Here is a 21,159-nt window from a genome sequence, read left to right on the forward strand (position 1 = left end):
TATCTATATATTTAAGCTAACTTAGAAATGTGACATTTCAAATAAAATTTGAAAAATTGCGCGTAAGGTTGAGCTAGATCCCATAAGGAATGAAATGTTATAAAAAGGTTAACAATTTAAATAAGCAATTTAAAACAACAACTTATGATGACTCGACTTTGAGATATGCAATTGTAAGCATTTGTTAGGAAAGGAGTTTTCTCTTTTTTGCGTGTTACATAACAGATATGAACAGAAACTCAGACATTATACTTAAGTATAAATAAATCAATAAGCACAGTGCTATTTAATGATAAACAACAAAATTAAGTTCTCTTTCATGCTAATGGAACATATATATATTTCCATTTTTTCTCGCATAAAATAAAAGCCACAATTATCTGTGGCTTTTATTTTTAGTCTTGTTGGTTTATTCCAAAGTTATTATTAACTTCGAATAAAGATGCTGCTCTTTTATGGTGCAGTGTCCACTTGTACTGGTAAATAGTGCTCCGGTTTTAGATGCAGCCATTCTGGCAACACGGTACCGATCGAGATAGACGACCATGTACCCGATAGCACACCAATAAACATCGCGGTCGAGAAGCCTTCCAATGCATTACCGCCCATAAACCATAGTGCGGCAATCGTAATTAAGGTGGTTCCCGATGTCACCATTGTGCGCGAGAAGGTTCCTAATACCGCTTGGTCGTTAATGTTTTCCGTGGTTTCATTCTGTTTGGCAATCAGCAATTCTCGTATCCGGTCCGCAATGATAATTGAGTCGTTCAATGAATAACCAAGGATAGCGAGTATGGCGGCAAATACCGTTAGGTTGAACTCCATTTGTGTGATCGCAAAAAAACCCAACACAAGCACCACATCGTGAAGCAGTGCGAGTAGAGAACCACTCGCTAAGCGCCATTCAAAACGGAAACAAAGATACCCGAGAATACACAAGATGCTGATCAACAACGCCATACCGCCTTGATCAACAAGATCTTGGCCAACTTGCGAGCCGACTACGCTGTTGCTGATGGTGGTGACATGATGGGACACACCCTCTAACACTTGCTGAATGTTTGGCGCTTGAGTTTCCCCTTCAGGCAGGGAGTAACGAATAATCCATCTCCCCTCTTCACCCGATTTAGTGACCGTTGTTGACTCGCCTAATACGGGTTTCAATTGATCCAGAAGTTGGTGATTGGTTAACCCTGTGTCCAACTTGACTTCGGTCACCATACCGCCAGTAAAGTCCAAACCTAAATTTAAGCCACGCAGGCCCAATGCCACTAAAGAGACCACCATCAACGCCAAGGAAATCACGCTGGTTAGGTAGCGGATAGCGCGGATGTGTTTTTTCATAAATTCAACCATGATTATACCCTCACATTACGACGACTATCTTTACCCCACACCAAATTGATCATGGCGCGTGATGCAAATACCCCGGTAAACATACTGGTTAATAAGCCGAGTCCTAGCGTCAAAGCGAAGCCTTGAATCGGACCATTACCAATCGCATACAAAACAACGGCGGTGATCATCGTGGTGATGTTTGCATCCAAAATGGTGGCAAACGCGCTGTCAAAGCCGCTATCAATCGCTTGTGCCATGCTTCTTCCTTCACGCATCTTATCTTTGATTCGCTCAAAAATAATCACGTTCGTATCCACGGCCATACCAACAGTCAACACTAAGCCTGCGATCCCTGGTAAGGTTAATACGGCACCCGGTAACAAGGCGATTAGGCCAAGCAAACAGAGCATGTTTGCAACAAGTGCAACGTTTGCAACCCAACCTAAACGGCGATACCACAACGCCATAAACGTCAGTGTTAAGCCCATACCGAGAGCAAGTGCCGCAAAGCCATTTTGGATGTTTTCAGCCCCCAATGACGCGCCAATGGTACGCTCTTCAACAATCGAAACTGGCGCAGTCAACGAACCAGCACGAAGCAACAACGCAAGTTGTTGCGCTTCATCCATGCTACCTGCCCCAGTAATACGGAACTGACTGCCTAATTGTGACTGAATGGTGGCAACACTGATCACACGCTCACTACGAGCAATGTCACCATTTTCTTGAGTGGTGTATTCACGATAAACGGTCGCCATTGGTTTACCAATGTGAGTGCCGGAAAAATCGCTCATCTTCTTACCACCAGCGTGATCCAAAGAGATGTTGACTTCCGACATACCCATCTTGTCGACACCTGCTCGTGCATTGACAATATGTTCACCCGTTAACACCGGTCTCTTCTCAAGCACGACGGAACGGCCATCGGCGTCTTGCAACACTAAATCATCACCACTTCTGGCATCACTTGGCGATTTGACGGAATAGAATGCTAGGCTTGCCGTTGCACCGATCACATTCTTCGCTTGCGCAGGGTCTTGCACGCCTGGCAGTTCAATACGAATGCTGTGAGCGCCTTGACGTTGAACCAACGCTTCAGTAATACCAAGCTCTTCAATTCGACCACGCATGATCTTCAAGTTTTGCTGAAGAGTTGTGGTTTGAAATTCCGCAGCATAAGCATCCGAAGGTTTCACTTCCAATGAGTCGGAATGAGTGCGAACTTGCCAGTTAGGATAGTTGCTGCGTAGATAGTTGCTCACTTTTTCCAACGCCACCGCATTATCGCTTTGTACGGCCAGTTGGGCAGTGCCAGTATTGCGAACCTGAACACCACGAAGTTTTTCCGTGCGCAGCATTGCACGAATTTCATCTGATAAAACATCACGTTGTTCGTCGAACGCTTTATCTACATCGACGTTAAGTAAAAATTGCACACCACCGCGTAAGTCTAGACCCAACTTGATAGGGTTGAATCCCATATCAGAAAGCCATTGCGGTGCCACAGAAACATAAGAAAAGCTGATGTTGGCATCATCACCAAGAGTGTTGTCTAAAATTTTTCTCGCTTGGCTTTGCGCATTTTCATCAGAGAAAACTAAGGTCGTCACGCCTTCTTTTTCTGTCACCTTGTCGACTGAAACCGATTGATGCTCAAGCAAGCCTTTTAGCTGTACAACGTCGTAATGCTCGCTTGTCGGCCCTTTGGCATTATTCTGATAAGAAATTTGGATTGAAGGCTGTTCACCAAACCATGTTGGAATTGCGCTTAACGTTAAAATAACCAGTGTCGTCATCAACACCACGTATTTCCAAGCGGAATAGTGGTTAAGCAACTTCTGCGCTGCTTTATGTTTTTTTGTCATAGAGTTCCCCTCCGTCGCAAAAGACAGAGTTAATACAGTCAAAATAAAATGTGTTTTTGTTGGACTGAGTTACGAGAACTGACTATTGAGTGCCACATACATGGCATTGGTTTCTTTCCAACCCGCTAAGCGATGATTGGCAACGTAGTGATACTGAGTCTGTAGAGCTTTACGAGCTATGGCACAGAAAACATTGACATGAACGTTCGGTAGCGCATCTGGGCTTGCGTGCCCATCGCCAAACATCAAAGGCGTTGTGTCGGATGCGTTTTCTTCTCGCTGAGATACGTTCCAGCGACCAGCGTTGAGAATACCTGCAGCGTCTGTTTTGAAGTGGGATTCTGATACTGGCAGTGGTGAAGAGTCTGATTCTTCGTGCTGGGTTGTTTCTTGTGTTGTGGGGCCAATTTGGTGTTTGAGCACCGTAAATTGACCATTTGCTGCATGATTACGCTGATTGCTCTCTGCAATAGATGCAATCACTTCCACTGGCATCATCACCAATGTAAGTAGTAAAGCAAATAATCGCAGTAAGCTGTTGTGCATAACTCTTCTCTGAAGATCAAAAAGAGCAGGCAAGTTTGCCTGCTCTCGCATAGTATGCCCGGATGTGATTTAGCTCAACTAAAAAGTTCTAAAAGTTAACCCTATAAAAGCCTACCGACCAATAAGGTACGTTAATTATCGATAAAAGATCTCACCTGTTTGAACGTCGAGGTAAATCTTGTTTTCTTGGGCTAAACCGCCACAGTAGATGAAGTAGACATCCCTATTTTGAAACGTCACCGATCGCACCCAACCGCCTAGCTCCTCAAAATCCTCTGGTTTGCAAGTACCATCGTTCAGCAACATCTGCGTGTATTTTCGATAAACGTCGCGGTGCTCTTTTAAATCATCAGACTTAACAAGATAACCATCTAAGATCTCCAAGCGCTCCATTTCTTCGATGATCGGTTTCGCATCAGAGAGCTTTGTCATGTCGACCCACTCCGCCCTTTCTTCACCACCCTCTTCGTAAACTAGATAGTCGGAAATTCTTCCCCAGCCATTTTGCTTTTCCAGAATGGTGATCTTCTCGCCTTTATACAACGCATCTATAATCAGCGCTTGCGGATCCGGTTTATTCCTCACGTCAATTCGGCGCTCAATAACGTAATAGTCGGTGATTTCAGGCTCGGGGGCTGGCAGTTCCATGATTGGCTGTGGTTTCTCGGGAACAATTGGCTCCTCTACCGCTTTAACGTTTTCTTCGCTACCTGGCTGCATAAAGAAAACGTAGTAACCTGCCCCACCACCAATCAGCAGTAAAACAACAATCAATATGATCATGATTTTCTTCATGAATTCTTACCACCCTTCTTATGACTCAATGGTTTGGGCTTGCTAAACGGATGTCTATATTGCCAGTTATTTGAGTATCGTTCTAATTAAGCACACAAATAGTTCTCACAAAATCACATATACTGTATAGCACAGCCCACCATTTACTCTCGATTATGGTTAAGTGTGCTCTGATAGCATTATCATTGATGGTGTTTTCTATCCCTCTCACTGCAGCGAGTCAGTGTAATCCGCATGGCTGGAAAACATTGCAGGACAACCAAATCGAACTTGAAGGCTATTACAATACAAGAGCCACGCAATACAACACGTTACTCGCCATCCATAAACAACGTCGGCTACTCTCACAACAATTTAGCTTAGATGAGTTAGTCCAGTTGTGGAACCATGCGGACAGAGTCCACTATCGTGAATTTGAGCAGCAGATACGCAGCGCGCGGCAATACGCCAACGCCGTCAGCTCTCTCAAAGATCAGTTGATTGAGAAAAAAACGCAAGCACTAAACATAGGAAGCCAGTGGTCCTCCATGGCCAACGCCTGTAAACAAGCTAAGAGAACCGCCAACTTTAATTCCGCGCTATGGTATAGCGCCTCGTCCAACGATCTGGCTAACGACTTCTCTCATTTAGAACAAAAATTCACCCAGCTCGGAAAAATCTATGAGAAAGAAGCACACCAACTAGAGACTGCACAACTCTATGCTGAGCAGGCAAAGTAACTTAGAAGATCACCGACCCAAATATGCACAAAATTTAAGCAATCAGATGCAAAATAGCGACGCAGCTCACAATAATCCTTTACTTATGCTGAATTTTTGAGTAATTTACTATTCATAAATTTTCATAAAACATAACAATTGGCTGGTGAAAATGCAAAACGACATGGTTTTCAAGTGGTTGAGTCACATGGATAGTCAAAACGTTACAAAGAGCAAGTTACTTTCAGTAGTTAGGCACGTCAAAGAGTATGGATCAATTAACGATCTCGAGTTATGTAAGATCTTTGGCGAGACTATTTGGAGTGATGGGGGCGAATATCATTCAGCTGCTTTCTCATTCCGAATTGATCAACAAACCGGCAATTGCGAGATCTCTCAAATTCGCAGCTATTAAGAAAGAGTTACTAAAGCGGAGCCCAAAAGGCTCCGTTTTTTATTGCTCTATCGATGCCGTCATCACTGTGGTTCGACAATCAACTCAGTTAACTTAATGAATAGATCGGCACTCGTTGTGACTCTTTTACCTTGCGGATAGCCAAATGCGTATGGATATCCTTAACGTTTTGTAGACGTTGTAGCTTACGAGTAAAAAGCTCATAACCTTCCAGATCCCTCGCCACCACTTCCAGCAAATAATCATACGCGCCAGACACCACATGACAACTGACCACTTCATCCATGGCCACAATAGCTTGCTCAAAATCGTCAATCGAAGCGACTTGATGATTGTTTAAACTCACTTCGACAAACACACTCATAGCAATCCCAACTCGTTCACGAGCCACAGAAGCGTGATAGCCACGAATAATTTTATCTTTCTCTAGCCTCTTAATGCGACGTGCACAAGGCGAGGGAGAGAGCCCTACCTCCTCGGCAATTTCCGCAGCCGTCAATTGGGCATTTTTTTGCAGCAATTCCAAAATTCGTTTATCAATCCTATCCATCTTCCTGCCATTTACCATCATTAAACCAAGAGAAATTAGTAATTTTTGGCATTTACAAAACAAATAAAGGCATATTTTGCCAAAAAACATTACTAACAATAGCCGATAATTAACATTTGTTTAACTTATTTCTTCGCAAGGTATTTTATGTTGCTTGGGTATCTGGCTATTGGTGTCACCTTACTACTTTGGTCGGGCTTTTTTCTCTCTCTAAAAGGTGGAGCAATCTCTGCATTACAGCCTGCGGATATCGCATTTACTCGCTTTGTTGTTCCTATGATTTGCCTGTTGCCAATTGTCGTTAGAGCACGCCGAAGCGTCGCTTCTGTGCCATTTCGTTATTGGCTCGGCATGTTTATAGGAAGCGGCTTGCCTTATTTGCTTGTGGCAGGAACTGCGATGCAGTTCGTTCCTGTATCCCACGGCAGCGCGCTCGTGCCAGGTACTCTTCCCCTATTTGTCACTGGTATTGCTGTCTTGCTCTTTAAGCAACCGTTAAGCCAACACCGTATTATCGGTCTTAGCTTGGTGGTCGTTGGGATTGGTTTATTTCTTGTCCCTCATTTGGGGCTTTACCAAAATCAGCTTAACGCCAACGGTCAGGAAACCACAGGGCATTTCTTGTTCTTAGCTGGCAGTTTTATGTGGGCAGTATTTACCATTTGCGCTCGAGTCGCTAACCTCAATCCTCTTGTTGCATCTGGTGTGATCGCTTTCGCTTCGATGCTGTTACTAGCCATATTGGTTAATTTGGGTATGCTGGATAGCTATCTCCTTAACACACCAATCCGCCAATGGCCTTGGTATGAACTCTTTGGACATCTGCTTGTTCAGGGTATTGGAGCAGGTTTGTTAGCCGCGTTCACTTACCTATACGCTGTTAAGGTTCTCGGCGCAGAGCGCAGTGCGGCATTTGGCAGTGCGACCCCGGTATTAGCAACTCTCTTAGCGATTCCTATTTTTGGCGAGTATCCAGATCCCCTAACTTGGATTGCCCTGTTCGTGGTCAGCTGCGGAAGTCTCATTGCAAGTAATGTATTTATGCGACATGACGCATCAATGGATTACCGACCACCACAGCACCATCAAGTCAAGCCATCAAGTGAAAGGTCGGTGCCTTAGCTATTAGCTGTTAGCAGTTAGTTCTAGGCTTCGTAACAGCTCACGAAACATAACAAAAGTCACTCGCATCGCAGTGATGGCCTTTGTATATCAGGTTCCGAGGTTTATAGTTTAGGAAGTTGATTTTGATAGTGAAGAAAGATGCCTTCGACTTACACCAAGGATGATATCCCCCGCTTTATAAAACCGGGGATGCGACTCAATGCGACCTTTGAATTTGGCCCAAAAGACTCATTAACCTTGCCTGCATTTTTTGTTGGCCTAAAAGCCGGTCAGTATTTGATCATCGACTTAGCGGATAAAGAAGAACTGCACCTGCGGAAACTCGACAACGTTGATGTGATTTTACGCGGGATCGCGGATACAGAACTTGGCCATGTGGTTGCCTTTAAAACCAGCGTATTATCGACCATCAGCAAACCCGACTTCTTGCTGTTTCTTCGCTTTCCGGCCACGTTGGCAACCAAACCCATTCGTGAGCACGAACGGTATAAGATCGATCTTGCATGTACCCTCAATCACAATGGCAACTTGTATGAAGGCCGTATGAGTGATTTTTCACTCTCTGGTTGTGCTTTCTTCACGCTTGTCGAACCCGAATTTAAAAAAGGCGACATCGTGAAGCTTGAATCCACCCTGAATCGTTTTCTTTCAGCAGACAACGGAGCAAAAGTGGCCAGCATTCGTAAACTTGCCAATGGTTGGTCAATCGGAATTAAGTTCGAGAAGTCGGTTTTACTTAGCCAAGAGCTGAAAAGAGAGCTACTTGAACTCTCTTTTCATGCCGGATTATTAGGCTAATGTTCTACCCAATAGTGCGCTTTGAAGTGCAATAACTCATCATGCAACTCTTGCTCTTTGATGGGTTTTACAATCACTCGATTGGCTCCTGCCGACAGAAACTCATGTTTGGTACTTTCCTGTGCATCGGCGGTACACGCATAAATAGGCGTTCCTAGTTTCAGTGTTTCCCGAATTTCGCGAGTGGCCTCTATACCCCCCATCTTAGGCAATTGGTTATCCATTAGAATCAAATCGAATGCATGCTCTTTTAATTTCTCTAGGGCTTGAGTGCCATCTTGTACCCACTCAACACTCATTTGATACTTCTGGCAAAATGCTTTTAGAATAAAGGCATTCGTATGATTATCCTCCACCAACAAGACCTTTAGTCCCTGACCAAACAACTGCTCCGGTTTAGCGTTTATTGGTGCTTTCTGCTCCTCGCACTCTCCTTTTTCTACAGGAATAGAAAGGTTGAAGATTGAGCCTTTGCCAAGCTCACTGTGCACCGAGATTTCGCCTTCCAGCATCTCGACAAGGTTCTTAACAATAGTCAATCCGAGCCCGCTACCGCCATATTCCCTTGTCGACAATGAGTCCGCCTGAACAAACGGTTCGAAAATACTTTCTAACTTACTTTCGTCAATACCAATGCCCGTATCACTGACTTGTATCGATAAAATGGAGTGCTCCGAGCGCGCAAACTGCTCAAGCTTAAAGGAAACCTCAATTCGGCCCGTAGGGGTAAATTTCACCGCATTGCTGATCAGGTTAAACATAATTTGATTCAACCTGACTTGGTCAGTGTGCAATTGGCAATCGAGTGGGATCTGGTTATGGATTTCGAAACTCACCCCTTTTTCACGGCAAATTGGCCGATAAATATTCTCCAAAGTATTGAGGGTATCGTAAAAGTTAAAGTCGCGTTTTTTGATATTGAACTTGCCTTGCTCAATCTTAGAGAAGTCTAGAATATCATTTAACACTGCCAGTAAATGTTCTCCGCTATTACACAGCACATCCACTTGTTTTAAGTTCTCTGCATCGTTCACCGAACGTTTTAGAAGCTGAGCAATGCCTAGAATACCGTTGAGTGGTGTTCTAATCTCGTGACTCATCTTGGCGAGGAAATCAGCTCTGGTTTTGGCAGACTGTTCTGCTTCACGCCTAGCAAGGTTACTTTGCTTCTCCGCATCAATCAGGGTTGTAATATCTTGACCTTGCACAATGATGCCGCTGATGCCGTTTTCCACCACAATGGGAGATAAGTTCCAGCGAAAAATTTTCTCTCCGATTGGCACATTAATGCCCGTCAACGTTGCCCCTTGAGCGGCCATTTTCAAGTGCGGTGATAGCTTAAGTTTAAACAGTTGAAATAACGGATTAGAGAAATCCTGAGGTGAGGCGTGTTCAATGCCTAACTCTTTCATTGCAGCAGGGTTCATCTGAATCAGAAGAGCACTTTCCGACCAAACCATCATCGGAGAGAGAGCAAAATTGAACAAATCTTGGAACGAGCGACGTTGCGACTCCAACTGCTCAAAGGTGTTTTCCAAGGTGTCGCCAATATGCGCAAATTCTAAGATGTCTGAACCATTGAAGCGCTCATACTTTTCCCCCGTCCCAGCAAAGCGGCTATAAGCCATCAGTGACTCTAGTGCATTGGCAACTCGATTTTGGATCCAAGAGCGAATGGCTAAGGAAAGCATCAACATCAGCACGACAGAGGTGGCCAACCCCAAATAGTGTTGTCTTTGAAGCGAAGCGACATGGCTATTTTCTTGGATCGCGAGAATACTGACTAAGGTATCAGTGGAATTGATCTCAATGGGCGTTTGGCTAATCAAGCAATCATCAAATGCGCTCGGCTCATCACGCATGGCAAGCAAGTTGTCTAAATCATACGGCTCATTGCCACTCAAAGAATGAGAAATCACCCTATCCCCAACGAGCATGACGATATTGTCACTGTTGCTGCCAGACTCCAGCATTTCGACCAATGGGAAGTTATTGTCCAATACCACTGAAATGTAATACTGACCCAGCACTTCACCCGTTGTCGTATCGATAACAGGAGAGCGTCTCACCAACATATTGCGTAGCCCCATCAGGGTATGCAATGACATAAAATGCCAGTTGTTGCCAAACAGGACACTTTGCGAAATTTTTTCCAACAGCACTTCATTAACGCCGTAAAAATGCGCATTGCCGTCATCCCACAGCAGCCCCTCTCCAGTGGTTAAAAAGCGAAACTCTGGCGTATGAGTGGGATCGGCCTGATCCATGCTCAGGAAATAGTACTCCAGCGTCTCGTCGTCCCCATCGAGGAAAAAACGTCGTATCGCCTCATTTTTTGAATTGCTGTCATGATGAATTTGCAAAATAGAGAGGTGATTATTAAACAGACTCTTAACCAACGCTGAGGTCTGCTGTTTGGTGAGCATCACTTCCTGCTTGATGATTTTATTACTGAAGTAGTAACTCTGAATAAAGATACCAATGGTAATAAGTCCGAGCACCAAGAAAATGATGCGCGTAATCAGCGTTGCTAAAGATTGATGCTTGCGTGGCAACTGTTCGTTTGTCATGGCTGATCTGAATATCTAAACGCGCGTTTTTTCAATAGTTCGATGTGTTCTGGCGAATCCTCTTTTGTCACCACTTCAAAGTCGCCAGAAAAGACGGTCGGGACGGTTCTTCCTTCAATGTCCCATTTGATCGCCTCAGCCATAGCGATTCCTGTATCATCGTTCATGCGCATAACTGTCAAATCAAGATCACCTGCCGCGATCGCGTCAAGCTCAGCAGAACCACCACCCCATCCATTGATCTTGATGTTTGTGCGACCCAGAGATTTCAATGCATCAATGGCACCAAGGGCCACATCGGTAGAACAGGCGTAGATAAAATCCACATCAGGATAGCGCTCTAAACTGTTTATTGCGGACTCATAGCCTGAGGCTTTGGTCGCTTTGGTGTAAAAAGAGCTTTTTAGGGCAAATCGGTCACTGTGATTCATCTGATGTATAAAGGTGTCACCTCGAGCATCACTCACATAACCTTCTGAAAAGTAGAGAACCGAGTAATTTGCACCTTGTGGGTAGAGCTGTTTAAACTTATCGGCCAGCGCAATACTCCCTTCTGCATGGTCAAAGCCGACGTAGAGAAATGGCTGTCTTTTGTCCCAGGCTTGAACTGGTGTGGTGATATTTTGCAGGATCAGCTTGGTTTCAGAAGAGTCTAATACATGCTCAATGAACTTGCGGTGGCGCGTCGTATCGAGCGTAAAAATGAGGTAATCCGATTTGCTCTTTAACGCTTCCATCAAGGAAACGCTTTGCTGCTTAACATCGGCATTTGGCCGCGTGAAAACCTGATTGATTTGGTAACTGATCTGCAGCTTATCCATGCGTTTCTCAAACGCGGAAAGATTCCTTACCCAGTAATCGGAAATCTGCTGACCAGGAAATACCACTGAAATTCGTATCGGCTTGGATTGATGACGCTTTAAAGGCACAGGCGCATTCCTAACCACCTGAGACAGTTCTCGTGTGAGCACGCCTTGTTGAGGAAATTTTTCCAAAAATTCTTGATAAGCCCAGTACCCACTGAGGACTTCTGACGTATGTGAGCTTACATGAAAACTTGCTGACGCTAATAAACAAGTTAGTAATATCTTTTTCATTTAATTATCTTTTTTGTTTTTTCTGTGTAGCCTGACCGTGTAAAGAGTATCGCGAATTGTAAGCCGATACCAGATTGGATTTCAGTTGGGTTTCAAAACTTTTGCGTTTTTGACACTTAGTGTTATCAATAAACAAAACCGCCAAATATTGACGGTTTTGCTCAGCGGCTCTCACCCATAAATTTGCTTAGAAAGTGAACGCTAAATTACCCGATACACCAAATTGGTTTTCACCTGCATAGCTACCCGCAATATCGAGGCTAACGACATCAAAGGGACTAATACCAATACCTGCTGTGAAAGCGTTTTCGACCGTATCTTCTAGGTCAATTTCGTAACCCGCGCGTAGCTGAGCCCAGCCCCATGCATTGCCTTCAACCCCGAAACGCACAAATTGGGTTTCATCATCAAGCGACTTAAAACGCTCTTGTTTGGTCAAATCCAAATCCATCGCAGCGGTAAAGAAATCTGAGCGGTAAGCCACGCCAGCAGAAACTTGTGTATTCAGCTTATACACATCCTGCTTTTGGCCATTTTTGTCTTTCAAATCGATCTCTTGGCTCAATAAATCTTTCACCGCAAGCGCAACCTGAAATTTGTCCTTTAACCACACCACGCCGAAATCCAAGTTAAAAGCACTTTCTTTATGCTCGCTCTCTTCGTAATCGTCCAACTCAAAGTCAGCCACAGTTGGAACAACATAGTAGGTAGTCAGTTGTTGGATTTTGGGTGTGACACCAAAAGAGATTCGTTGCTCTTTAATCTCGAACTCTTTTGCCAAAGCCACACCGTACTCGACATAACCGAAAGCCGCCATCGTCACCGACGAGTTTTTGTATCGAGTTTCAGTATCTGTGGCTTGATTGCCAGTATCCACGTAGTCAGCGATGTTTGGCCTCGCTATCAACTCCAAATAGCCACGTGCAAATAGGTTGGTTGAGAATCGTTTGGTGGGAATCGCCACTGCCAATCCTAAGCTACTGCTTGCGGTAAGAGGAGCATTTCCTTGAAGATCATCAAGATAACGGTTTAACTGGTCAATTTGGCCTGGAGAAGGTATGGGGGCCGCCTCAAATTCGTCAATTGAGTCTTGGAGATCATCAATGGTTGCCAAGCTTTCGTCACTGTCTCGAACATTGACACCAATAGCGGGTAAAAGCAGGCCAAAATCATCATGTTCTTCAAAACTGGCGACCAAAGCGGGATTATAGAAGGGGGCGGTAAGATAATCAGCGGAGGCGACACCGGTATTTCCCATACCACTACCGCGTCCATCTGCAACATGATTCGCCGCCAAAGAAGGGAGCGCCATCATAGACAAACCAACTGCCACTGCAATTTTGTTCAGACGTTGCATTGTATTCAATCCTTGTAGTTATTTGCCGTCTAAATATTAGTAAAGACTTAACAAAATTACATTCAGATTAATGATATCAATCGCAAAATTTATCTAATTGCAGTAATAGATCACCTTTTACTAGGCGCTCTTTATCTTGTTTGCGCAAAGTTTTGATGTGGCGCTCTAGTTTCAGCGCCATACTTTTGCTGCCCACAGGTACACTCCAAACCAATTCTAATGGGCCTTTGCCTTTCAGCGCTTTTGCCCCTTTGCCTTGTTGGTGCATACAAAAGCGTCTCTCTACATTATTGCTGATGCCGCAATAGAGCGCGTTAAGTCGTGTCCTGATCAGATAAACGGACCAATCAGGGCACGGTGTAGGAAGAGACATTAGAGAAGTGAGTTCACAAGTGACTTCAGTTCAGCAAGCTCTTGCTTCAATGCCTCCACTTCTGCTTCTAAATGAGCAACACGCTCATCATCAAACTGCGCAGCACTGGATGGTGTCATTAGAGCCGAACCTTGAAATGCATCGAGATCCACTTCACCACAGAACTGATGCATATAACGTGATTCACGCTTACCAGGCTCAATAGGTAGCTTAACCACAAGCTGACCACGCTCTTCGCTCGCCAACTTATCTAATGCGGTTTCGACTTCTTTAACATCTGCGAAAGTCGCCAAACGATTGGAGCGCGTTCTCAACTCTCCCGGTGTTTGTGGCCCACGCAGCAGCATACAACAAACAATGCCTTTTTCTTGCGCAGACAACTTGAGATCACCAAATTCCGTATTGCAGAATCGATGTTGATATTTGCTCACACGGCTATTAAAGCCACTTTCATCACTGACTAGACGACGAGAAATCAGTTGGTCGACAGCATCAAGAACTTCGGATTCCGACAAGGACATCACAGGCTCGCGATTACTCTTCTGATTACAAGCATTGGTCAGTGCATTTAAGCTCAATGGATATTGGTCTGGCGTCGTGACTTCTTTTTCGATTAAACAACCAATGACACGGGCTTCAATGGGGGTCAACTCAGTTCTCATGTTGCTTCTCCTTATAAATTTTCTTGCTTCACCATAGCACGTTTCTAACCCCATATTGCAACGGGTTAATGCTCGGGTATGAGAGTGAACTTGGTCAATTTGCCATTTTCATCCACAACGACAATTTTGGAACGATTCAATTCGACTTCGATGGTTTCGAGTTTCACTCGTTCATCGATGTAAGCAGATTTGAGCTTGAAGCTGGTTTTGGGGCACTCTTTGGGCACTTGCTCATCGAAGATTTGCTCATCAAGTTGGGAACCATCGGACTTCATACTACTTGTCTATCATGCAGGTTTACTAAGTTGGCGCAGATAATATCTCTTTATGGGTCAGAAAGACAATTGCCTCGCTTTGAAGTGGCTTTTTCTTGACCAGACAAGCATTCGATTGATCTAAAGACTGTTATGAGTATGTATGATGTGCTTTAATCTCTGCAGGGTATGTTCGAGAATCACTTCAAGATGCTGATAAGAATGATCAAACACGCATCCTGAAGTTATTTTGCAATTTATCATTCACTTTTATTGAAGGTAAGGGACCTATGAATACCGTATTTGAAATTGTTTCTCAGGCGCGCCGCAAGAACAAATTGAAACGTGAACTACTAGACAATGAAAAGAAAGTTCGCGATAACCGTAAGCGTGTTGAGCTACTTGAGAACCTGCTGGACTACATCAAGCCAAACATGTCTCAAGATGAGATCATGACCATTATTAAAAACATGAAAGCCGATTACGAAGATCGTGTTGATGACCACATCATCAAAAGTGCAGAGATTTCTAAAGCACGCCGTGACATCAGCCGTCGTATTCGCGAACTAACCGAAGAAGACAAGCAAGCAAGTGGCAAGAAATAAGCCACCGCTTTAGCGATAACATCTAAGCCTCGCCATTTGCGGGGCTTTTTCTTTGTCGCGTTTTGCTACCCCCAAAAGGTATTCATCCCCAATGAATACCTTTCCTAACTATTAGGTTATTAATTTGTCTTGCGCTAGACTAGCGATGGGTTCTGATGCAAACATTCGATATGACAACTTCTAACACTTCTCTCGCTCGCCAACTTTTTACCATGACATGGCCAATGTTATTTGGTGTGCTCTCTTTAATGAGCTTTCAATTGGTTGACAGTGCCTTCATCGGGCAATTAGGTATACTTCCATTGGCCGCACAAGGATTTACCCTACCGCTACAGATGGTCATCATCGGTATTCAAGTGGGTTTAGGTATTGCGACGACTGCCGTCATCTCCAAAGCACTAGGTGCGGAAAAACTTCAGTACGCTCGTCAACTCGCAGGGCTTATTTTGCTCATTGGTGCCGTAGGCGTCGCACTGGTCTGTGTGATCATCTGGTTTTTACGGCATGTGATTTTGTCCCTACTTGGGGCACCTGAAAGTGTCTATGCCGTCATCGACGCATATTGGCCCTATTGGCTTATCAGCGCTTGGGTCGGCGCTATGCTCTATTTTTTCTACAGTATCTGCCGCTCGAATGGCAACACTATGCTGCCAGGCACCATGATGATGCTCACCAGCGGCTTAAACCTAGTTCTAGATCCACTCTTTATTTTTACTTTCGATCTCGGTATCAATGGCGCCGCCCTGGCAACCATTGTGGCTTTTGGTGTCGGGATTATGATCGTCGCTCCGAAAGTACATCGCCACTCATGGGTCAGCTTTGATCGTCATGATCTGGATGTCGTTAACAGTGTGAAAGCCGTTGGCCACATTATGGGACCGGCGATGATCAGCCAGTTGCTCCCGCCCCTCTCTTCGATGCTGGCGACCAAACTCATCGCGGGTTTTGGCACAGCCGCAATTGCATCATGGGCGCTAGGATCTCGTTTTGAATTCTTCACACTGGTCTCCGTTTTGGCCCTAACGATGTCCATGCCTCCAATGATCGGCCGACTTCTCGGTGCAAAGAACTTTGCAGATATTCGTAGCTTGGTCTCCATTGCTTGTCGCTTTATTCTGTTTTTTCAAACCAGCTTAGCCATTATCAGTCTATTCGTGTCTGCTTGGTTGTCTTCTTTGATGACCAGCGATAACCAAGTTGAAGAGATCCTCAATCTTCATCTAACCATTATCCCTATCAGCCTTGGAGCTTTGGGCATCTGCATGTTGATGGTTTCTATTTGCAACGCGCTAGGACGCTCCTACACTGCGCTGCGTATTTCCGCATTGCGCTTATTTGCCTTTTTCCTTCCTGCGCTTTGGTTAGGCGCAGAGCTAGGCGGAATCCAAGGTCTCTTTATTGGCGCTGCGATTGGCAATGTTTTGGCAGGGCTTGTTGCATGGCTAACGTATCGCTCAGCCATCAATCAGTTAGCCGAGTTAGAATCACTCCGCTCTTGATAAGAAGTGGCCAACCCCATAGGTTGGCCACTTTAAAAATAGGCGAGACGCCTAAGCTATTTTCAGTTCACTAAACAGGTCATAAAGCTGGTTAGATTTGTATGGTTTGGGTAGGTAGGCGTCCATCCCGGCCTCAAAGCAGCTTTGAATATCCTCTTCAAGCACACTTGCTGTTAAGGCGATAATTGGCGTTTTTCCATTGCCTTGTTCTGTTTCCCAACGTCGGATTTCTCTTGTTGCTGTAATACCATCCATCACGGGCATCATACAGTCCATTAAGACCGCATCAAATTTTCCTCCTTGAGTGATGGCATCAAGTGCTTCTTGCCCATTACTGGTAATCAAATAGTCAAACCCGGCCTTTTCTAAGAAAAAACTGGCAATTTTTTGATTCATTAGATTGTCTTCCGCAATCAGGATTCGGCGATGGTTGCGGCCGTATGATGCGCTAACTCGAGTGTCGAAATGAACTTCCTGTTTGGTTGGTATTCTCGCACTTGAGAAAGCGGAGGGATGTGACATGTTTTGCGCCAGGCTCTCAATGCACGCTTTGAATCGTTTCCCTAAGAATGGCTGAGTCAAAAGAGCATGAACTCGTTCGATGTTGATATGACTGCTGAACAAGTGATGCTGGCATACCACGACACGTTGAAGAGGGATCACCTGCTCAAGTTGCTCTAAGTCTCGAGTCGCATTTTGGTGCAGGCTGTGGCAATAGAAAACCACATCAAAATCGGGCTTCAATAACTGAACTTGCTCCACCCCTTCCGCGATCGTCAACTCAATACCACATAACCGGCATTCATTAATAAGTTGGTTGGTATAACCATAGTTATCCGCGATCAACAAGCCTTTTTTAATCGCTGGTGAACGCCAGTTTTCGGTATCGAGAGTTTCCACTGGGATCGTAAATGAAAAGCAGCTTCCTAAACCTTTTGTTGACGTGGCCGTTAACTCGCCTCCCATCATGGCAACCAACTGACGGCAAATCGCTAAACCTAAGCCCGTTCCACCAAATTGCCGCGTGATGCTGTCATCTTCTTGCGTAAACGGCTCGAAAATCGTTTCTAGTTTTGCTTGATCGATACCAATACCAGTATCCGTCACTTTGAAGGTCAGATAGCCTTGGTGATCGTGATCATCTGCTTGATAGTTGACGAATGTCGAGATGTAGCCCTCTTTGGTGAACTTGATTGCATTGCCGACTAAGTTGGTCAGAACTTGTTTGATTCGGTGATCATCCGCCATTACTTTGGCAGGAATATCCTCTCCCATCGTGATGTGCAGTTCGATGTTTTTGCTTGTCGCCTTCGATTGAAACAGAGTCATGGCTTGGTAGACCGTTTCTCGAATATCCGCTTCCTGAAGCGAAATGTTCAAGTTACCCGATTCAATCTTGGATAGATCAAGGATATCGTTCAACAAGATGAGCAGAGATTGTGAAGAGGTATCAATATCCCCTAAAATCTCCTTTTGTTGGCTACTAAGTTCACTTTGAGACAAGATTTCAGTCATTCCGATAATCCCGTTCAAAGGCGTGCGAATTTCATGAGACATATTGGCTAAAAAGACCGATTTCGCTCGGTTAGCAGAAATGGCCGACTCTTTCGCATGGATAATCTCCACCATCTGCTGCTGCTTCTCATCAATAATTTGGTTTATCTGTTTGGCAAATACGGTGAACTCGTCATTGCCGTCAGGGATTACTCGTGTTTGCTGACTTTGCTCATCCTCTTTAGTCAAACTTTGTAACGCATTCAAAATAGCATTGAGCTTATTGTAAACCCTTAGCCATGTGGACGTACCCAACATAAACAACACGAATAGCATGGCAAATACCGCACCTGTCATGCCCGTGAAATACCATTGTTGATGCTCTATTTGACTGCGCAGGCTGGTTTCCGCTTGAATCGAAAAACTATTGATCAACAACAGTAGCGTTTGCAAACGATAATCTAGCTCAACACTGTACGCTTTAAGCTGATCCAAAGAGAGCGTTCCTGCGGCAATGCTGTCTCGATATTGCACACTGCTTTGATAACGTTCCGATGAAAAAAACTGCAATAGCTTTTCAACTTGATGATGACTTGCGCCTAAATCAAGAAAGCGCTCAAGCGCTTGTTGTTGTCTTTCAATTGCCTGATAAAACGCAGCATAGTCAACGCTGTACGTTCCTTGTGTTTGTAATTTGTACGTGAGCAGCGCTTCTTTTTGCGCCCAATAGGAAAGGGAGATGAGCTGAGTAATGAGCTTTTGCGTCGTTTCGGCATCATTAAGAGACAAATGAAGATGCTCATTTTCGATGGCCTCCAACATCTCACGCAAAACATCAAACCCCCACTCTGATGAAATCAATCTTTCTTGCGCTGGTTGACTTTTTATTTCCGACAACGCTTCAATTAAATCGTTTTTTAACCCACTTAATTCCGATGAAACATCCAGCGAGTACATAAACTGGTTGAATGAGTCACTTTGCGATAACTCATCCAAATAACGCATTTCTCCTTGAACCCCCTGATAAATCCTAAAAGCCGTTTCAGCAATCCCATTTTGTATGTGTATTCGACTGATGGTTTTATCAAGAGAGTCTAACTGACGACGGTTATTTAATAACTCCTGCACTGTAAAACCCAATATAAAAATAGCGGGTAGCAGCGAAAGCAGGGCGAGACGAGTTTTTATAGAAATCTTCATCATATTTGTTTCGTCCTTGCAAGCATTGGGACCTAGCCTATTCTTAATATTAGACCAATTTCATAGCAACAAAATAAAAGTTAATTAAATCGCGGGAAACCGGTGAAACGGTGTGAGGTTAATGCCTAAATTCAGTCTGTTGGTGATCGTTGTTGTATTAATTAGTGTGCTCTCATCCTTATCTGTGAGAGCCTCAGAGCAGTACATCATTTTTTCGCTCAACCCTCAGCTACCCACCTTAAGCACCAGCCAAGTTAAGATGATTTATCGCGGCAAAATGACGCAAATCGATGGCATTCCTTTTGAACTGCTCGATTTGCCCGCTTCGTCGCAACAACGTAATCAGTTTTATCAAATTTTATTGAACAAAACACCGTCACAAATGGCCGCTATTTGGGCCAAACAAACCTTTTCAGGACGCACAAAACAACCTTTTCAGCTATCGGAACAAAGCATTAAAGAGGTAATGGAATGGCTAGCCATTACTCCTTCCGGCATTGCTTATTTCCCAGCGAATGAGGTACCCAGTGACGTGCATGTGCTCTACCAATTTACGACTGAGGAAGAATAAATGAGGCTTAAATTTATTTTACCCTTGTGCCTACTCTGCTCTCCGGCTTACGGAGAATGGACGCTGTCGGACCAACTCACCATCAGCGGATTTGGCTCACTTTCTGCGAGCAAAAGCGATCAAACGACGCCGATCATCCAAGAAAAAGAATTTACTGATGAATGGTGCTACGACTGTGAAACCACTTTGGGCCTGCAATTGGATTGGTCGATGAATGAAAACTGGCGAGCATCGCTACAAGTCGTCAAGCAACCTCGTGATCACTTCTCTGAGCCCTCACTGGCTTGGGCTTTTGTGGAATATCGCTGGGATGATTGGAGCACCAAAATAGGCCGTCAGCGGATTCCTCTTTTTCTTATGTCTGAATACTTGTTTGTCTCACAGGCTTACCCATGGCTTCGTCCTCCTATCGATGTCTATGAAAGCGTGTTAGGCATCTCCAATTACGATGGCTTGTCACTGGACATGCAAAAGTGGCTCACTCCAGACATTCCGATTCGCCTAGCGAGCTTTGTTGCGAAGTCGAGCCGCGATGACTACGTGCTTTATGGTGAACCGCTCATCATCGACACCGACATTGCTTATGGCATCACCACCGAAATCGATTTTGATGAAAATCTGGTTAGGGCTGCAATCATGCACACCGTGTTTGAACAAACCTATCCAGCGAGCACCATCATTCCTGGAGGTGAGCAAGCGTTAACCTTGTTTAGTCTAGGTACCATTTACAACTGGCAACAGTGGCAATTTATTGCTGAGTTGCTTACAAGCAGTCGCTATCACTCCAATTGGTATGCCAGCGTTAACTACCAATGGAACGATCTCACACCCTATATCACCTACAGCCAAAGGAGAAAATCTGTCGAAAACGAAACATACAGCATAGGCTTGAAATACTCTCTATTGCCTAATTTGAGTGTTTATGGCGAATGGCTTTACATACAAAGCTCTAAAACTGTGATTAGCGGCCACTTTACTCAGCCTCAACTCCCACCAAACGAGTTGGTTGGTGAGGTAAACCTATTTAGCCTCGGCTTATCGTTTACTTTTTGAGTGTTAAAGTCGATCCATGTCTTACTTAAAGTGCAATAATTGAATTGCGTTACAACTCATGAGTGCTTTTATACATTATTTTCACAAAATAAGTTTCTGAGAATGAAAATGTCAATACGTATTTCGTTGTTCAAACCAACCAGATTACGGCTTAATTTCAATCAGTTACAGACATTTTATCTGTTTTATTTTTCCTAGCAGAATAACAACTTGCCGTGTAAACTCCCGCCACATAAATATTACAAGACTATTACAACCCTTATCCCTGCTTTCTGTTCCCCCTACATTCAGAAA

Annotated in this window: 19 protein-coding genes; 7 read left to right on the forward strand and 12 right to left on the reverse strand. The window is 44.3% G+C overall.

What is annotated here, in order from left to right; all coding sequences use genetic code 11:
• Positions 1-453: 453 nt before the first annotated feature.
• The 4 genes from secF to CIK04_RS15085 form a co-directional block, all read right to left on the reverse strand.
• On the reverse strand, positions 454-1,356 hold the full coding sequence (gene secF / locus CIK04_RS15070; protein WP_017421667.1) for a protein translocase subunit SecF: 903 nt from the start codon (positions 1,354-1,356) through the stop codon (positions 454-456).
• Positions 1,357-1,358: 2 nt separating this feature from the next.
• A complete protein-coding gene (gene secD, locus CIK04_RS15075) occupies positions 1,359-3,203 on the reverse strand; it encodes a protein translocase subunit SecD (protein WP_097352205.1) in 1,845 nt (614 codons plus the stop codon).
• 69 nt (positions 3,204-3,272) lie between these two features.
• Positions 3,273-3,749, reverse strand: a complete 477-nt coding sequence (locus CIK04_RS15080; RefSeq protein ID WP_039537312.1) for a hypothetical protein — start codon at positions 3,747-3,749, stop codon at positions 3,273-3,275.
• Between the two features lie 135 nt (positions 3,750-3,884).
• The gene (locus tag CIK04_RS15085) at positions 3,885-4,544 is read right to left on the reverse strand and encodes an SH3 domain-containing protein (protein ID WP_045590407.1); all 660 of its coding nucleotides are present in this window, start codon (positions 4,542-4,544) and stop codon (positions 3,885-3,887) included.
• Between the two features lie 188 nt (positions 4,545-4,732).
• On the opposite strand from CIK04_RS15085, the gene CIK04_RS15090 reads away from it, so the two are divergent.
• On the forward strand, positions 4,733-5,263 hold the full coding sequence (locus CIK04_RS15090; protein WP_017421663.1) for a hypothetical protein: 531 nt from the start codon (positions 4,733-4,735) through the stop codon (positions 5,261-5,263).
• 482 nt (positions 5,264-5,745) lie between these two features.
• On the opposite strand, the gene CIK04_RS15105 is transcribed toward CIK04_RS15090, so the two are convergent.
• Positions 5,746-6,207 carry an Lrp/AsnC family transcriptional regulator gene (locus tag CIK04_RS15105; protein ID WP_011081676.1) on the reverse strand — a complete coding sequence of 154 codons (462 nt, stop codon included), beginning with the start codon at positions 6,205-6,207 and terminating at the stop codon, positions 5,746-5,748.
• A gap of 147 nt (positions 6,208-6,354) precedes the next feature.
• On the opposite strand from CIK04_RS15105, the gene CIK04_RS15110 reads away from it, so the two are divergent.
• Entirely contained in the window at positions 6,355-7,329 is a 975-nt protein-coding gene (locus CIK04_RS15110; protein ID WP_072609513.1) for a DMT family transporter, read from the forward strand.
• A 141-nt stretch (positions 7,330-7,470) separates the two neighbouring features.
• Positions 7,471-8,130, forward strand: coding sequence for a PilZ domain-containing protein (locus CIK04_RS15115; protein ID WP_017421659.1), 660 nt, complete (start codon positions 7,471-7,473; stop codon positions 8,128-8,130).
• Here CIK04_RS15115 and luxQ read toward each other — a convergent pair.
• The 6 genes from luxQ to CIK04_RS15145 form a co-directional block, all read right to left on the reverse strand.
• The gene (luxQ, locus tag CIK04_RS15120; RefSeq protein ID WP_046028660.1) at positions 8,127-10,700 is read right to left on the reverse strand and encodes a quorum-sensing autoinducer 2 sensor kinase/phosphatase LuxQ; all 2,574 of its coding nucleotides are present in this window, start codon (positions 10,698-10,700) and stop codon (positions 8,127-8,129) included. The genes CIK04_RS15115 and luxQ overlap by 4 nt on opposite strands.
• Positions 10,697-11,797, reverse strand: a complete 1,101-nt coding sequence (locus tag CIK04_RS15125; protein ID WP_039546931.1) for an autoinducer 2-binding periplasmic protein LuxP — start codon at positions 11,795-11,797, stop codon at positions 10,697-10,699. Before CIK04_RS15125 ends, luxQ begins: the two co-directional genes overlap by 4 nt.
• Before the next feature lie 187 nt (positions 11,798-11,984).
• A complete protein-coding gene (gene traF, locus CIK04_RS15130; RefSeq protein WP_176463350.1) occupies positions 11,985-13,154 on the reverse strand; it encodes a conjugal transfer protein TraF in 1,170 nt (389 codons plus the stop codon).
• Between the two features lie 76 nt (positions 13,155-13,230).
• Positions 13,231-13,527, reverse strand: coding sequence for a GIY-YIG nuclease family protein (locus tag CIK04_RS15135; protein WP_017421655.1), 297 nt, complete (start codon positions 13,525-13,527; stop codon positions 13,231-13,233).
• A complete protein-coding gene (locus CIK04_RS15140) occupies positions 13,527-14,189 on the reverse strand; it encodes a YceH family protein (protein ID WP_097352207.1) in 663 nt (220 codons plus the stop codon). Before CIK04_RS15140 ends, CIK04_RS15135 begins: the two co-directional genes overlap by 1 nt.
• A gap of 65 nt (positions 14,190-14,254) precedes the next feature.
• Complete coding sequence (locus CIK04_RS15145; RefSeq protein ID WP_017421653.1) at positions 14,255-14,464, reverse strand: hypothetical protein; 210 nt, start codon at positions 14,462-14,464, stop codon at positions 14,255-14,257.
• Positions 14,465-14,733: 269 nt separating this feature from the next.
• Here CIK04_RS15145 and CIK04_RS15150 point away from each other — a divergent pair, with 269 nt between their 5' ends.
• Together CIK04_RS15150 and CIK04_RS15155 are read left to right on the forward strand one after the other, a co-directional pair.
• Complete coding sequence (locus CIK04_RS15150) at positions 14,734-15,048, forward strand: DUF496 family protein (RefSeq protein ID WP_011081685.1); 315 nt, start codon at positions 14,734-14,736, stop codon at positions 15,046-15,048.
• A gap of 170 nt (positions 15,049-15,218) precedes the next feature.
• Positions 15,219-16,547: an MATE family efflux transporter gene (locus CIK04_RS15155; protein ID WP_017421637.1), complete on the forward strand. Its 1,329-nt coding sequence runs from the start codon at positions 15,219-15,221 to the stop codon at positions 16,545-16,547.
• A 51-nt stretch (positions 16,548-16,598) separates the two neighbouring features.
• On the opposite strand, the gene CIK04_RS15160 is transcribed toward CIK04_RS15155, so the two are convergent.
• A complete protein-coding gene (locus CIK04_RS15160; protein WP_097352208.1) occupies positions 16,599-19,244 on the reverse strand; it encodes an ATP-binding protein in 2,646 nt (881 codons plus the stop codon).
• 118 nt (positions 19,245-19,362) lie between these two features.
• Between CIK04_RS15160 and CIK04_RS15165 the strand changes: the two genes are divergently transcribed.
• Both CIK04_RS15165 and CIK04_RS15170 read left to right on the forward strand, forming a co-directional pair.
• Positions 19,363-19,812, forward strand: coding sequence for a hypothetical protein (locus CIK04_RS15165; protein ID WP_225459864.1), 450 nt, complete (start codon positions 19,363-19,365; stop codon positions 19,810-19,812).
• Complete coding sequence (locus CIK04_RS15170) at positions 19,813-20,865, forward strand: sulfate ABC transporter permease (protein WP_097352210.1); 1,053 nt, start codon at positions 19,813-19,815, stop codon at positions 20,863-20,865.
• Positions 20,866-21,159: the final 294 nt, after the last annotated feature.

It is taken from the genome of Vibrio sp. 03_296 (assembly GCF_002265885.1).

Coding starts and splice junctions, on each gene's coding strand:
- secF (WP_017421667.1), bottom strand. CDS start 1,356: ATGGTTGAATTTATGAAAAAACACATCCGCGCTATCCGCTACCTAACC.
- secD (WP_097352205.1), bottom strand. CDS start 3,203: ATGACAAAAAAACATAAAGCAGCGCAGAAGTTGCTTAACCACTATTCC.
- CIK04_RS15080 (WP_039537312.1), bottom strand. CDS start 3,749: ATGCACAACAGCTTACTGCGATTATTTGCTTTACTACTTACATTGGTG.
- CIK04_RS15085 (WP_045590407.1), bottom strand. CDS start 4,544: ATGAAGAAAATCATGATCATATTGATTGTTGTTTTACTGCTGATTGGT.
- CIK04_RS15090 (WP_017421663.1), top strand. CDS start 4,733: ATGGTGTTTTCTATCCCTCTCACTGCAGCGAGTCAGTGTAATCCGCAT.
- CIK04_RS15105 (WP_011081676.1), bottom strand. CDS start 6,207: ATGGATAGGATTGATAAACGAATTTTGGAATTGCTGCAAAAAAATGCC.
- CIK04_RS15110 (WP_072609513.1), top strand. CDS start 6,355: ATGTTGCTTGGGTATCTGGCTATTGGTGTCACCTTACTACTTTGGTCG.
- CIK04_RS15115 (WP_017421659.1), top strand. CDS start 7,471: ATGCCTTCGACTTACACCAAGGATGATATCCCCCGCTTTATAAAACCG.
- luxQ (WP_046028660.1), bottom strand. CDS start 10,700: ATGACAAACGAACAGTTGCCACGCAAGCATCAATCTTTAGCAACGCTG.
- CIK04_RS15125 (WP_039546931.1), bottom strand. CDS start 11,797: ATGAAAAAGATATTACTAACTTGTTTATTAGCGTCAGCAAGTTTTCAT.
- traF (WP_176463350.1), bottom strand. CDS start 13,154: ATGCAACGTCTGAACAAAATTGCAGTGGCAGTTGGTTTGTCTATGATG.
- CIK04_RS15135 (WP_017421655.1), bottom strand. CDS start 13,527: ATGTCTCTTCCTACACCGTGCCCTGATTGGTCCGTTTATCTGATCAGG.
- CIK04_RS15140 (WP_097352207.1), bottom strand. CDS start 14,189: ATGAGAACTGAGTTGACCCCCATTGAAGCCCGTGTCATTGGTTGTTTA.
- CIK04_RS15145 (WP_017421653.1), bottom strand. CDS start 14,464: ATGAAGTCCGATGGTTCCCAACTTGATGAGCAAATCTTCGATGAGCAA.
- CIK04_RS15150 (WP_011081685.1), top strand. CDS start 14,734: ATGAATACCGTATTTGAAATTGTTTCTCAGGCGCGCCGCAAGAACAAA.
- CIK04_RS15155 (WP_017421637.1), top strand. CDS start 15,219: ATGACAACTTCTAACACTTCTCTCGCTCGCCAACTTTTTACCATGACA.
- CIK04_RS15160 (WP_097352208.1), bottom strand. CDS start 19,244: ATGATGAAGATTTCTATAAAAACTCGTCTCGCCCTGCTTTCGCTGCTA.
- CIK04_RS15165 (WP_225459864.1), top strand. CDS start 19,363: ATGCCTAAATTCAGTCTGTTGGTGATCGTTGTTGTATTAATTAGTGTG.
- CIK04_RS15170 (WP_097352210.1), top strand. CDS start 19,813: ATGAGGCTTAAATTTATTTTACCCTTGTGCCTACTCTGCTCTCCGGCT.